This window comes from Paludibacterium flexuosum (assembly GCF_037076605.1).
GTDB lineage: Bacteria > Pseudomonadota > Gammaproteobacteria > Burkholderiales > Chromobacteriaceae > Paludibacterium.
Genome location: NZ_AP029060.1, coordinates 762,390 through 776,113, shown reverse-complemented (window position 1 = coordinate 776,113; position 13,724 = coordinate 762,390). Strand labels below are relative to the sequence as shown.

Genomic DNA, 13,724 nt, shown 5'->3' with positions numbered 1-13,724 from the left:
CCGCAAGCGGCGCCATCTTTGACGAGGTCCCTGATTGCTTAGCAGGGGTAGCGGTCAGCCAGCATCTGGTAGGCGCCGGCAAAGTCCGGGGCCACATAGGGCTTGAGCAGCGCCAGCACCTGACGCACGCCGCGATAACCGGACAGCTCGGTGATCGGCGCCTTGGGGCGCGAGGTTTGCTCGAAAGCGAACCAGAACTTCACCACCAGCCAGATATTGGTCCCCACCGGGCCGATGTCTTCCTTCTCCATTCGCAGCAGCCCCAGCCGGATGAACTCCTCGAAGTGTCGTGCCAGCAGCTCCTGCAGATCCGTGTTGACGAACTGGTGGTACTCCGTCTGCAGCTGCGGGTTGCGCGCCAGCAGGCCCGGCAGGTCGTAGAACATGAAGCGGAACTGCCACATGGCCTGGAAGGCTGTATCCAGATAGTTGACCAGATCGTCGACCGTCATGGTGCGGTTGTTCGGCGCGGCCAGTCGCTGGTTAATGAAGTCGCGATACTGCACGAAGATCTGGTAGACGATTTCTTCCTTGTTGCGGAAGTGGTAATACAGATTGCCCGGGCTGATGCCCAGATGGGCCGCGATGTGGTTGGTGGTGATGCTGCGCTCGCCCTGTTCGTTGAACAGCTTCAGGCTTTCCTGAATGATGCGGTCGTAGGTTTTGATGCGGGTTCGGCTCATGGCGTTCAGGCTTGTCTGATTTTGGTTATTGTCGCACGTTTGGAGCCCTTGCTCTAGATGGAAGCCGCCTGTTTTTGACGGCTTCCATCCTGACAGGCCGTCAGTCGTTCAGTTTGACGGCATGTTCGCGGGTTTCGTGGAAAACGATGTCCGGCCAGCGCTCCTGGGTCAGGTTGAGGTTGACCCGGCTGGTGGCCAGGAAGGCCAGATTGCCGCCGGCGTCGATCGACATCTGGTTGACCAGTGCCGATTCGAATTCTTCCAGCTTCTTGCGGTCCGGACAGCTGACCCAGCGGGCACTCCAGATGCTGGTCGACTCGAATACCGCATCCACGCTGTATTCGGCTGCCAGGCGTGCCGCCACCACGTCAAACTGCAGCACCCCCACGGCGCCGAGGATCAGGTCGCCGCCGTTGTGCGGCTTGAAGACCTGGACTGCCCCTTCCTCGCCCAGCTGCTGCAGGCCCTTGTGCAATTGCTTGAGCTTGAGCGGGTTCTTGATGCGGACGGTGCGGAACAGCTCCGGGGCAAAGAACGGGATGCCGGTATATTGCAGCGCCTCGCCTTCGGAGAAGCTGTCGCCGATCTGGATGTTGCCATGGTTGGGGATGCCGATAATGTCGCCGGCAAAGGCCTCTTCCACAGTTTCACGCGCATGGGCCATGAAGGTGACCACGCTGGAGGCGGCGATGTCACGATTCAGGCGCAGGTGCTTGATCTTCATGCCGCGCTCGAAGCGGCCGGAGCAGACGCGCAGGAAGGCAATGCGGTCGCGGTGCTTCGGGTCCATATTGGCCTGGATCTTGAACACGAAGCCCGAGAAGGGCTGTTCGTCCGGCTGCACGCTGCGCACGGTGGCGTCGCGTTCGCTCGGGGCGGGGGCCCAGTCGATCAGGGCGTTCAGAATCTCGCGTACGCCGAAGTTGTTGATGGCCGAGCCGAAGAACACTGGCGTCAGGCTGCCGTCCAGGAATGCCTGCAGGTCGAATTCGTTCGAGGCGCCCTTGACCAGCTCGATCTCCATGCGCAGCTGTTCCATTTCCAGCGGGAACAGTTCATCCAGACGCGGATTGTCGATGCCCTTGATGATTTCCACTTCGGTCAGCAGCTTCTCGCTGCCGGCTTCGAACAGGATGATTTCGTCGGACAGCAGGCTGTACACCCCGCGGAAGGTCTTGCCCATGCCGATTGGCCAGGTCACCGGCGCACAGCGGATTTTCAGGATGTTCTCGACTTCGTCGAGCAGCTCCAGCGAGTCGCGCACTTCACGGTCGTACTTGTTCATGAAGGTGACGATCGGCGTATTGCGCAGGCGGCAGACGTTCAGCAGCTTGATGGTCTGTTCTTCCACGCCCTTGGCGGCGTCGATCACCATCAGGGCCGAGTCGACAGCGGTCAGCACCCGATAGGTGTCTTCCGAGAAGTCCTGGTGACCGGGGGTGTCGAGCAGGTTGACGGTATGCTCGCGGTACTCGAACTGCATGACCGACGAGGCGACGGAAATGCCGCGCTGCTTTTCGATCTCCATCCAGTCGGAAGTGGCGAACTTGCCGGTTTTCTTGCCCTTGACCGTGCCGGCCTGCTGAATGGCACCTGAGAACAGCAGCAATTTTTCCGTCAGGGTCGTCTTGCCGGCGTCAGGGTGGGAGATGATGGCGAAGGTGCGGCGGCGCGCCACTTGTTCGGCGAGCTGGGTCAATTCTGTGGACATGTCGTCGGCGGATGCAGCGTAAAAGGCGGAATTTTACTCTATTTGCGCGGTGTAATGAATAGTTAAGCCCGCCCTGTGCAAGTTATTTCTTGCGCAGAGCAGGGCCAGGTACCGTAGGCTGTCCCGGTTTAGCCTGTTTGTTCGTCTGACAGCCAGATCAGGCTGGCCATGCGGCCGGTGCGGCCATCGCGGCGATAGGAGAAAAACCGTCCGCGTTCGATCACGGTGCAATGATCACCGCCGTAGATGGCTTGCACGCCGCATCGCTGCAGGCGTTGTCGTGCCAGATGGTAGATGTCGGCCAAAAACTTGTCGTCATCGATCTGATGAAAGGCCTCGGCGGCCTGCGGGTCAGCCGCCATGAAGGCGCGGCGGACTTCGCCGCCCACCTCGAAGGCATCCGGGCCGATGGCTGGTCCGAGCCAGGCCAGCAGGGAGGCGGTCTCGCATTGCATCCCGGCAACGGTGGCTTCAAGAATGCCGTTGCACAGCCCGCGCCAGCCGGCATGAGCGGCGGCAACCACACGGCCGCGCTGGTCGCACAACAAGACCGGCAGGCAGTCCGCGGTCATCACGCAGCACACGGTGTTGGCGCTATGGGCCACGCTGGCATCCCCTTCCTCCGGGGCGCCCAGCTGCTCTGCCTGGCGGACCAGGGTGCTGTGCGTCTGGACCAGCCAGGCCGGCTCGGCCGGCAGCTGTTGGCGCAGCAGTGCGCGATTGGCCTGTACATTTTCCGGCGCGTCGCCGACGTGATCGCCCAGGTTGAGGCTGTCAAACGGCGCCGGGCTGACACCTCCCCGGCGGGTGGTGATCAGCGTGCGCACCCGGGCAGGTGCCGGCCAGTCGGCCTGCAGCCACTCAGTCACGGACATACAGCACCTCGACACCGTCTTCGTCGTCGTCGTCCCACTCGTCATCTTCCAGCTCGTCGTCGCTGCCGGCATGGAAGGTGCCGGGACGCTCGGCGCGCAGGGTGGCCAGCAGGTGGCGCATGTCGTCCGGAATGCGTGCCGTCCAGCTCATTTCTTCGCCGGTCGCCGGGTGGATCAGCGACAGCTTGCAGGCGTGCAATGCCTGGCGGCCCAGCGCCTTGACCGCCAGTGCCACCTCTTCCGGCATGCTGTGGCGCGGGTTGCCATACAGCGGGTCGCCGGCCAGCGGGTGGCGTGCTTCGCGCATGTGGACGCGAATCTGGTGGGTGCGGCCGGTTTCCAGCTTGCACTCGATGTAGCTGTGGCTGGGGTAGCGCTCCAGGACACGGATATGGGTGACTGCCGGTTTTCCGCCGAATTTCACCACCGCCATGCGCTGGCGGTTGTGCGGGTCGCGGCCGATGGGGGCGTCAATCTTGCCGTCGCACGGCACCTGGCCGTCGGCAATGGCGCGATAGAGGCGGGTGACGGTTCTGGCCTGCAACTGGCGCACCAGCTCGGTCTGGGCCGGAATGGTGCGGGCGACGACCATCAGGCCGCTGGTTTCCTTGTCGAGGCGGTGCACGATGCCGGCGCGCGGCACGCGCGACAGGGCAGGATCGTGATGCAGCAGCCCGTTAAGCAGGGTGCCCGACCAGTTGCCGGCGGCCGGATGAACGACCATGCCGACCGGTTTGTTGATGACGATGATGTGCTCGTCCTGGTAAACAATCGGCAGATCCATGGCTTCGGGCTTGAAGGACAGGTCTTCTGCCGAAGGGCGGATTTCCACCCGGATCTGTTCTCCTCCTTGCACGCGCGTGCGCGGCGTGGCAGTCTTGCCGTCCAGCAGGACATCGCCGTCCTTGATCCATTGGGACAGACGGCTGCGGGAATAATCAGACAGCAGTTTTGCCAGGGCGGCATCAAGACGTTCGCCGGCCATGGCCTGGGGTACAACGAATTCTTGCGAGGTGGATACCTCGTTTTCCGAGTTATCGCTATAATCCTCGGAATCAAAATAAGGATCGGTCATGAAAAGATACGTTGCAGCTATGTTGGTTGTGCTGGGATTGTCCGCGTGTGCGACGCCAGATACCTATGACGAAACGCGTGGCTGGACTGTGGACAAGCTGTATACGGAGGCCCGTTCCGAGCTGGATTCCGGTAATTATACCCGTGCAGAGAAATTATACGAAACTTTGCAGGCGCGTTATCCGTATGGCCGATATGCGCAACAGGCACAAATCGACATTGCATACACTTATTACCGCGATCATGAGGCGGAATTGGCGCTGGCCGCTTGCGATCGCTTCATCAAGCTGCATCCTTCGCACCCGAATGTCGATTACGTTTATTACCTCAAGGGCCTGATCTACCTGAATAACGACGATGGCTGGTTCGCCAAGTGGGGCGGTCAGGACATGAGCGAGCGTGACCCGAAAGCCTCGGCCAATGCCTTTGCTGCTTTCAATGAAGTGGTGACCCGTTTCCCGAATGGCAAATATGCCGCCGACTCGCTGAAGAAAATGAACCAGCTGGTGGATGCGCTGGGCGGGTATCAAATGCACGTGGCGCGCTACTACATGAAGCGCGGTGCCTATGTGGCAGCCGTCAACCGGGCTCAGAGCGTCGTCAGCGAATACGGTAATACCCGCTATGTGGAAGAGGCGCTGGCCATTATGGTCGAGGGCTATGGCCGGCTGGGCATGACCACGCTGCAGGGTGATGCCAGGCGTGTTCTGGCGCTTAATTATCCCAAGAGTCAGTATTTGAGCCAGCCATGGCATGAGCAGCAAATGGCCTGGTGGAAGTTCTGGAACTGACACGGCAGGTAAAAAAAACAACGCACACCCTCGGGTGTGCGTTGTTTTTTGTCTATTAGCAAAAATTGATGTTGTTGCCATGGCTGGCCGGCGGGCGCATGCTTTCGCGCCAGAGGGCCTTAAATGGCGCTTTCGTTGGTTTCGCCGGTGCGAATGCGCACCACCTGCTCGACCGGGGTGACGAAAATCTTGCCATCGCCGATTTTGCCGGTGCGTGCCGTGGCGACAATGCTGTCGATGGCGCGGTCGACCAGATCATCCGGCAGAACCACTTCGATTTTTACCTTGGGCAGAAAATCCACGGCATACTCTGCGCCCCGGTAAAGCTCGGTATGGCCTTTTTGGCGGCCAAATCCCTTGACTTCGCTGACCGTCAGTCCGTTGACGCCCAGATCGGACAGTGCCTCACGCACCTCGTCCAGTTTGAATGGCTTGATGATGGCTTCAATTTTTTTCATGTGAAGGGACTCCAGGGCGAAATTTATAGAAATGCGGAGTGAATGTTTTAGTCTCGGACAGTGAATGGCAGATTGCTTAAACTGACCGCATATTTACTGGTATTATGACGCGCTTTCCTGAAACTTGTCGCGGGTGCTGAATGGCTCACATTATCAAGCTGCGGGGTGGAGTCGCCCTGTCACAGTTCCGTCTGGAAAAACTCATCGCCGCAGCGCAGGCTGCCGGTCTGCCTGAAATCAATCTTTCCGCCGAGTATTGGCATCTTGTCGAGAGCGATGTGCCACTCGACGCCACAGGCCAGGAATTGCTTGCCCGAGTCCTGACCTATGGCGAGCCTGCTCCGGCGGCGGAACCGGCCGGTGAGCTGTTTCTGGTGGTGCCACGTCTCGGCACGCTGTCGCCCTGGGCCTCCAAGGCCACGGACATCGTCCATCACTGCGGTCTGACCGGCCTGCGCCGCGTCGAGCGCGCCACCGCCTATCGGGCTGCGGCCGACCGTGCACTGACCGAGGACGAGCGCAGCCAGCTGGCCGCGCTGCTGCACGATCGCATGACCGAAACCGTTCTGGCCGATTTCGACGCCGTCGAGCGTCTGTTCCTGCATGTGCCGCCACAGCCGCTGACCAGTGTCGACATCCTGTCGGGCGGCCGTTCGGCGCTGGCGCAGGCCAATCTGACGCTGGGTCTGGCTCTGTCGGCCGACGAAATCGATTATCTGGTGGAAAACTTCCAGCGCCTGCAGCGCAATCCGACCGATGTGGAACTGATGATGTTTGCTCAGGCCAATTCGGAGCATTGCCGCCACAAGATTTTCAATGCCAGCTTCGTGATTGATGGCGAAGCGCGCGACAAATCGCTGTTCCGCATGATTCGCGACACCCATGAGGCGCACCCGCAAGGTACCCTGGTGGCTTACAGCGACAATGCCTCGGTCATCGAAGGCGCCACCGTGGGCCGTTTCTACCCGAATGCATCGGATGCCGGCTATGCCTATCACGAGGAGCCGACCCACATCCTGATGAAGGTGGAAACCCACAACCACCCGACAGCGATTTCCCCCTTTGCCGGTGCCGCCACCGGTTCGGGCGGGGAGATCCGTGACGAAGGTGCGACCGGACGCGGCTCGCGTCCCAAGGCCGGCCTGTGTGGTTTCTCGGTCTCCAATCTGAATATCCCGGGCTTTGTGCAGCCCTGGGAACACTATCTGAAGGACCAGCCGCAATACGGGCGTCCTTCGCGCATCGCCTCGGCGCTCGACATCATGATCGAAGGCCCGATCGGCGCGGCCGCCTTCAACAACGAATTCGGCCGGCCAAACCTGACCGGTTACTTCCGTACCTTCGAAGAGATGTACCACGGCGAAATGCGCGGCTATCACAAGCCGATCATGATTGCCGGCGGTCTGGGCAATATTCAGGGGCGCCAGATCCGCAAGGATCGCATCCCGGAAGGCGCTTTGCTGATCCAGCTGGGCGGTCCTGGCCTGCTCATTGGCCTGGGGGGCGGTGCGGCCTCCAGCATGGATACCGGGGCCAATCACGAAGACCTGGATTTCGATTCGGTGCAGCGTGGCAACCCGGAAATTCAGCGTCGCTGCCAGGAAGTGATTGACCGCTGCTGGCAGCTGGGCGAAGCCAATCCGATCGTGTCGATTCACGATGTCGGGGCGGGTGGCCTGTCAAACGCCTTCCCGGAACTGGTCAATGATGCCGGGCGTGGTGCCATTTTCAATCTGCGCGAGATTCAGCTCGAAGATGCCGGCATGACGCCGATGCAGATCTGGTCCAATGAGTCGCAGGAGCGCTATGTGCTGGCGATCCTGCCGCAGGATCTCGAGCGTTTCCGTGCCATGGCCGAGCGCGAACGCTGCCCGTTCGCCGTGGTGGGGACGGCGACCGACGACGGTCGTCTGCAGGTGCGCGATGATCATTTCAACAATCTCCCGGTCGACATGCCGATGGAGGTGTTGCTGGGCAAGCCGCCGCGCATGACGCGTGACGTCAGCAGCCGCGAGTTCGCCTTCGAAGTGTTCGATGCCGCGCAATATGACCTGCGCGAAACCGCCTACCGCGTGCTGCGCCACCCGACGGTGGCCGACAAGTCCTTCCTCATCACGATCGGTGACCGCACCGTCGGCGGCCTGACCGCGCGCGACCAGATGGTCGGACGCTGGCAGGTGCCGGTAGCCGACGTTGCCGTGACCGCCATGGGCTTCAACAGCTATCTGGGCGAAGCCATGGCCATGGGCGAGCGTGCGCCGTCGGCCCTGTTCAATGCGCCGGCTTCCGGTCGTCTGGCCGTGGGCGAAGCACTCACCAATATTGCCGCGGCTTATGTCGGCAGTCTGTCCAACGTCAAGCTGTCTGCCAACTGGATGGCGGCTGCCGGTCACCCGGGTGAAGATGCCAACCTTTACCAGACGGTGGAGGGCGTATCGAGTCTGGCCTGCGACATGGGGCTGTCGATTCCGGTAGGCAAGGACTCCCTGTCGATGAAGACCGTCTGGCAGGAGGGCGAGACGCAAAAATCGGTGACAGCACCGCTGTCGCTGGTCGTGTCGGCCTTCGCGCCGGTTCAGGATGTGCGCAAGACGGTCACGCCTGACCTGAAGGACGAGAAAGACACCGACCTGATCCTGATCGACCTCGGTTATGGCCGCTGCCGTCTTGGCGGCTCGATCTACGGCCAGGTCTGGAAGCACCTGCGTGGCCGTTCGCCGGATGTGGAGAGCCCGCAGCAACTGCAGTCGTTCTTTGACACGCTGCAAAGCCTGATTCGCGACGACATGTTGCTGGCCTATCACGACCGCTCGGATGGCGGCCTGTTCGCCACGCTGTCGGAAATGATGTTTGCCGGCCATGTCGGCCTGTCGATCGATTTGCAGGAGCTGGTGATCGAGCGCCGCAAGACCCAGCGCTATATTGATGACTTCGTGCAGCCGACGCCGGAAGCCGCCACCCGTGGCCGCGTCATGCGCGTGCTGTTCAATGAAGAGCTGGGCGCTGTGCTGCAGGTCAAGAAGGTGCATACCGCCGAAGTCATTTCGCGCTTCATGCAGGCGGGTATCGGTCGCGAGTTGTTTGTCCTTGGGCGCATCAACAACAAGGATCGCCTGATCATCAAGCATCGTGGTCAGGAACTGTTCAACGAGAGCCGCACCGATTTGCAGCGCGCCTGGTCGGAGACCAGCTACCGGCTGCAACGCCTGCGAGACAATCCGGCCTGCGCCGACAGCGAACACTTGCTGTTGTCCAACAGCAAGTCGCGCGGCCTGTTTGCCAACCTGTCCTTCGATGTTCAGCAAGACCCGGCGGCGCCGTACATCCAGAGCGGCCATCGTCCGCGCGTGGCAATCCTGCGCGAGCAGGGCGTCAATGGCCAGGTGGAAATGGCGGCTGCCTTTGACCGCGCCGGGTTTGCGGCCGTGGATGTGCACATGAGTGACATCCTCTCCGGGCGCCTCTCGCTGGCTGACTTCCATGGTCTGGCGGCGTGTGGCGGCTTCAGCTACGGAGACGTGCTGGGTGCCGGTGAAGGCTGGGCCAAGAGCATTCTGTTCAATGCCCGGGCACGGGAGCAGTTCCAGGCCTTCTTCGCCCGTCAGGATGTGTTCGCGCTGGGGGTGTGCAACGGTTGCCAGATGATGTCGCACCTCTCCGGCATGATCCCGGGTGCCGAACATTGGCCGGTGTTCCGTCGCAATGCTTCCGAGCAGTTCGAGGCGCGTTTTGCCATGGTCGAAGTTGCTGATTCGCCGTCGATCTTCCTTGGCGACATGGTGGGCAGTCAGTTGCCGGTCGTGGTGAGTCACGGTGAAGGCCGGGCGGTATTTGCCGCCGGGGCGCAGGGCAAGGCGCATGTCGCTCTGCGTTACATCGATCTCGATGGCCGCGCGACGGAAACCTACCCGCTCAACCCGAATGGCTCGCCGGCCGGTATTACCGGTCTGACCACCGAAGACGGACGCTTTACCATCATGATGCCGCACCCGGAGCGCGTGTTCCGTACCGTGCAGAACAGCTGGCACCCGGCGGACTGGGGCGAAAACGGTGCCTGGTACCGCATGTTTGCCTCTGCCCGCAAGTGGGTGGGCTGATCCGGCTGCCGCGGCAGGTGTAAAAAAAGGCCAGCGATGTTCGCTGGCCTTTTTCGTGTGTGACGATGTCGTTCAGTCGAGATTCTTCGGACCGAAGGCGCCGGGCAGCAGCTGATCCAGCGTGGTGCTGATCACATCCTTGCCATTGCAGATCAGGCGGACCTGCATGGTCGGTCCGAACTCGTTGAGTACCTGACGACATCCGCCGCACGGTGGTGTAGGCACATCGGTCGGGGTATAGACGCAGACTGCGATCACTTCTCGCATATTGGTCTGGGCGCGGGCAGCGAACACCGCTGTGCGTTCGGCGCAGTTGGTCAGCCCGAAAGAGGCATTTTCAACATTGCAGCCGGTGAACATGTGGCCGTCAGCCGTCAGGATGGCGGCACCGACGGCAAAGTGGCTGTAAGGCACATAGGCATTGGCGGCAACCTGGCGCGCGGCTGATTCCAGTTCCGACCAGTTAATTTGGCTGTTGGACATAAGGTCTCTCGTCTGCACTTGAGTGGGGAGAGGATAATCTCTCTTCATATCAAAACTGTCAATCATGATGATGATTGCAATGCTCATAACTGCCGCATTGCCAGCATCCGAGTTGTATGTAATTGAATATTTAAAATGTTTATTGCGTGTGGCAAAAATAATTATTCTCTGTTAGGCTTAAGCCCGTTGTTGGACGAAGCGCCAAAGCGTGCAGGCGCGGGGCTTCGAAGATTACATTGGAATATTCCATATCAATCATGGGCACATCAGGCATGGAGAAAAGCGCGGGGTCGATGCTCGAAGCGCTTGGCCGGATCGTCGGGCTGTCTGCCGAACATGTGGCCGTATTGACGGCCTACAGTCATGCGCTGTTTGCCCGGCGGGACGCGCTGGCCAAACAGCTGTTCTGGTATTTGCTCAAACATACGCAAGGGGCTCGGCCGGACGTGGTCCTGGCGCGCCAGGTCGATACACTGATCCAGGCCCTGGAGCGCATGCTGACCGGCTGCAGCGATCCGGATCAGTCCGCCAGCGTGATGGCTCAGGCCGTGAAGCAGGGGGTGCCCCTGGCGGCCCTGGGCGGGCTGGCGGAGTGCCTGACCGAACATCTGGCCAATGAGGCTGCCGCGCTGACCGAGCCATCACTGATTCGCGAGGCGCTGGAAGAAGCGTTGCGCAAACGCATGGCGCTGGACCTCATGGCGCAGTTGCAGATGGTGAGTGGCCGCGATGCCAACGCCTCTGCCGCACGTCTGTATGCCACCCTGAGCAGCGTCAGCCTGGCATTGATCAATGCCCAGAGTCGTGAACAACTATTCGAAGACATTTGCCGCCTGTGCGTCGAGCACGGCGGCTTTGCGCATGCCTGGATCGGGCAGGTCGAATTGACCGAACGGCACATTGTCCCGGTTGCCATGGCCGGCAGCGGCGCCGAATCCTTCATCCCGGCGATTCGCATCGACTTGTCCTGCCAGTCGCCATCCGCACGTGCCATCACCAGCGGTGAAGTGCAGTGTGTGGATGAGGTCTCGCGTGAAGAGAGTCTGAAGCCCTGGCGCGAAGCCATTCTCGCCAGCGGCGTGCGCAGCATGCTGTCCATCCCGCTGCATCTCTACGGTCAGCCCGTGGGGACCCTGGTGCTGTACGCAAGGCAAAGTCACTATTTCGATCAGGATACGGTCGGCCTGGTGCGCGCCATGGCGGGGGAAATCAGTCACGCACTGGAACGACTCGATGCCATGGCCCGCAGTCAGCAGGCCGAGCACGATCTGGCCTACCTGATTCAGCACGATCCGCTCACCGGTCTGCCCAACCGGCAACTGATGCTGGAACGCATCGGGCAGATGATTCAGCACGGCGTGCCCGACAAACAGATTGGTGTGGTGACGCTGGCCATTGACGGCTTCCACGAACTGAATGCCCGCATGGGGCACGCCTCGGGCGACATGGTGCTGCGCGAAGTGGCCCTGCGCATGAGTCAGCGTGCCTTGCCGCACGGTCTGGTCGGCCGGGTCGGGGCGGCGCGATTCGTGGCCGTCAGCGACATCAGTCAGCCGCTGGACCAGCTGGTGGCTGATTTGCAGGAGGCCATGCGCGCGCCGATCCAGTGTCAGGGCGAACAGGTCAGCCTGCGCTGCAGTATCGGCGTGGTACAGGAATATATTGCTTCGGCCGAAGCCTCGGCGCTGATGCGCTGCTCGGATCTCGCACTGATCCGTGCGCGTGAAGCGGGCGGCGGGCGTTGCCGCTTCTACGATGAGGGCATGGATGTCGAGATCCGCCGCATGCATGCCCTGCGCGGTGATTTTGCCCGTGCGCTGGCCGAAGATGAGCTCGAGCTGTTCTATCAGCCCAAGATTAATCTGGTCGACCACTCGGTCAGTGGTGTTGAGGCGCTGGTGCGCTGGCGCCGGCCGGAAGGCTATATGTCGCCCGGCGAGTTTTTCCCGGCCATTGAGCATACCGACCTGATGCGCGAGCTGGACTGGTGGGTGATGAGCGAGGCTTTGCGGCACTCCAGCGTCTGGATGGCCCAGGGCAAGCTGATCCCGGTCAGTGTCAACCTGTCTGCCATGACGCTGCGTCACGAAAGCTTCCTGCCGCGCATCCAGGCGCTGATCATGCGTCATCCGATTCCGGATGGACATCTCGAGCTGGAAGTGCTGGAAACGGTCTCGCAGAAAGAGGCTGAAGAAATCATCCACAAGCTGGAAAGCTGCCGCGATTACGGTATTTCCATTGCCCTGGATGATTTCGGTACCGGGGCGTCCTCGCTGGTGCATTTGCAGCAGCTGCCCTTCGATACCATCAAGATCGATCAGCGCTTCGTGCGAAAGCTGCTCAAGGCCCCGGGCAATGAGGCCATTATTCGCAGCATGATCTCCTTTGCCCACTATACCGGCCGCAAACTGGTGGTAGAGGGCGTAGAGAGTCAGCCAATCTGGGATCGGTTGCTGGAGATCGGCTGCACCTCGGGACAGGGCTTTGCCATATCGGCCCCCGTGTCGGCCAGTGGCCTGATGGCATGGATTGCCGAGCGCGAAGCCGGTGAGTCACTCAAATCGGCCTGAAACTGACCGAAAAAAATGCCCACCAGACAGGTGGGCATTTTTATTTGTCATGTCGGGTCATTGCAGGCCGGCGACCAGGTCCTCTCTGGTGAGCAGAAAGACGAAACCGTCGCCGCCGCTGGTTTCCAGCCAGACAAACGGCAGCTGCGGGAAAGCCGCTTCCAGGGCTTCACGGTTGTGGCCGATTTCGACCAGCAGCACGCCACGCTCATTGAGAAACTCCGGTGCGCGACGCAGGATTTCCCGGGTGGCATCCAGGCCATCCTGGCCCGAGCCCAGGGCCAGCTCCGGCTCGTGCAGATACTCGTCGGGCAGGGCATCGACCGATTCGGCATCCACATAGGGCGGATTGGAAACGATCAGGTCGTAACGGTCGGCCAGGCCCTCGAACAGGTCGGTATGAATCAGGTTGATCTGTTCACCCAGCCCGTACTGTTCGACGTTGATGGCGGCCACTTCCAGCGCGTCCAGCGAGATGTCCACGGCATCGATTTCGGCATCCGGATAATGATGTGCCATCTGGATCGCCAGGCAGCCGGAACCGGTACACAGATCAAGGGCGCGGTGCACCAGTTCCGGGTACTCGATCCAGGGGGCCAGGGGCTCGCCCAGCAGCTCGTAGACAAACGAGCGTGGCACGATCACCCGCTCATCGACATAGAAACTGAACTCACCCTGCCAGGCTTCGTGCGTCAGATAGGCCGTCGGAACACGCTCTTCGACTCGTCGCTCGATCAGCTCTACCACATCACGGATTTCATCCGGCAGCAGTCGTGCATCCAGGTAGGGGTCAAGCTGGTCCAGCGGCAGGTTCAGACTGGCCAGCACCAGATAGGCAGCTTCGTCGAAGGCGTTGGTCGTGCCGTGGCCATAAGCCAGCTCTGCCTGGTTGAAACGGGTGACGGCAAAGCGCAACAGATCGCGGACGGTGTGCAGCGTCTCTGCCGCCTGACGGTAAGGCGTGTTGTTATCCATGTTCATC

General features: G+C 61.0%; 10 protein-coding genes. 3 read left to right on the top strand and 7 right to left on the bottom strand.

Annotation, left to right across the window (positions count from 1 at the left end):
- Positions 1 to 38 precede the first annotated feature (38 nt).
- The 4 genes from AACH39_RS03770 to rluD all read right to left on the bottom strand — a co-directional run bounded on the left by AACH39_RS03770 (position 39) and on the right by rluD (position 4,344).
- Positions 39 to 683, bottom strand: a complete 645-nt coding sequence (locus AACH39_RS03770) for a TetR/AcrR family transcriptional regulator (RefSeq protein ID WP_215782369.1) — start codon at positions 681 to 683, stop codon at positions 39 to 41.
- 100 nt (positions 684 to 783) lie between these two features.
- Positions 784 to 2,394 carry a peptide chain release factor 3 gene (locus AACH39_RS03765; protein WP_215782370.1) on the bottom strand — a complete coding sequence of 537 codons (1,611 nt, stop codon included), beginning with the start codon at positions 2,392 to 2,394 and terminating at the stop codon, positions 784 to 786.
- A gap of 128 nt (positions 2,395 to 2,522) precedes the next feature.
- Positions 2,523 to 3,269, bottom strand: coding sequence for a peptidoglycan editing factor PgeF (gene pgeF, locus AACH39_RS03760; RefSeq protein ID WP_338620933.1), 747 nt, complete (start codon positions 3,267 to 3,269; stop codon positions 2,523 to 2,525).
- Complete coding sequence (rluD, locus tag AACH39_RS03755; protein ID WP_215782372.1) at positions 3,256 to 4,344, bottom strand: 23S rRNA pseudouridine(1911/1915/1917) synthase RluD; 1,089 nt, start codon at positions 4,342 to 4,344, stop codon at positions 3,256 to 3,258. Before rluD ends, pgeF begins: the two co-directional genes overlap by 14 nt.
- Between rluD and AACH39_RS03750 the strand changes: the two genes are divergently transcribed.
- Entirely contained in the window at positions 4,343 to 5,134 is a 792-nt protein-coding gene (locus tag AACH39_RS03750; RefSeq protein ID WP_215782373.1) for an outer membrane protein assembly factor BamD, read from the top strand. The two genes, rluD and AACH39_RS03750, sit on opposite strands and share 2 nt — an antisense overlap.
- Positions 5,135 to 5,253: 119 nt before the next feature.
- Here AACH39_RS03750 and AACH39_RS03745 read toward each other — a convergent pair whose 3' ends face one another.
- Positions 5,254 to 5,592 carry a P-II family nitrogen regulator gene (locus AACH39_RS03745; protein WP_215782374.1) on the bottom strand — a complete coding sequence of 113 codons (339 nt, stop codon included), beginning with the start codon at positions 5,590 to 5,592 and terminating at the stop codon, positions 5,254 to 5,256.
- 140 nt (positions 5,593 to 5,732) lie between these two features.
- On the opposite strand from AACH39_RS03745, the gene purL reads away from it, so the two are divergent.
- Positions 5,733 to 9,689, top strand: a complete 3,957-nt coding sequence (purL, locus tag AACH39_RS03740) for a phosphoribosylformylglycinamidine synthase (RefSeq protein WP_215782375.1) — start codon at positions 5,733 to 5,735, stop codon at positions 9,687 to 9,689.
- 72 nt (positions 9,690 to 9,761) lie between these two features.
- On the opposite strand, the gene AACH39_RS03735 is transcribed toward purL, so the two are convergent.
- Positions 9,762 to 10,220, bottom strand: coding sequence for a cytidine deaminase (locus AACH39_RS03735; RefSeq protein ID WP_338621269.1), 459 nt, complete (start codon positions 10,218 to 10,220; stop codon positions 9,762 to 9,764).
- Between the two features lie 224 nt (positions 10,221 to 10,444).
- Here AACH39_RS03735 and AACH39_RS03730 point away from each other — a divergent pair, with 224 nt between their 5' ends.
- On the top strand, positions 10,445 to 12,742 hold the full coding sequence (locus AACH39_RS03730) for a GGDEF domain-containing protein (RefSeq protein ID WP_215782377.1): 2,298 nt from the start codon (positions 10,445 to 10,447) through the stop codon (positions 12,740 to 12,742).
- A gap of 57 nt (positions 12,743 to 12,799) precedes the next feature.
- Here the strand turns inward: AACH39_RS03730 and prmB are convergent, their stop codons facing one another.
- Positions 12,800 to 13,723 (bottom strand): 50S ribosomal protein L3 N(5)-glutamine methyltransferase, encoded by a 924-nt coding sequence (prmB, locus tag AACH39_RS03725; protein WP_215782378.1) that lies wholly within the window; start codon positions 13,721 to 13,723, stop codon positions 12,800 to 12,802.
- Between the last annotated feature and the right edge of the window lies 1 nt (position 13,724).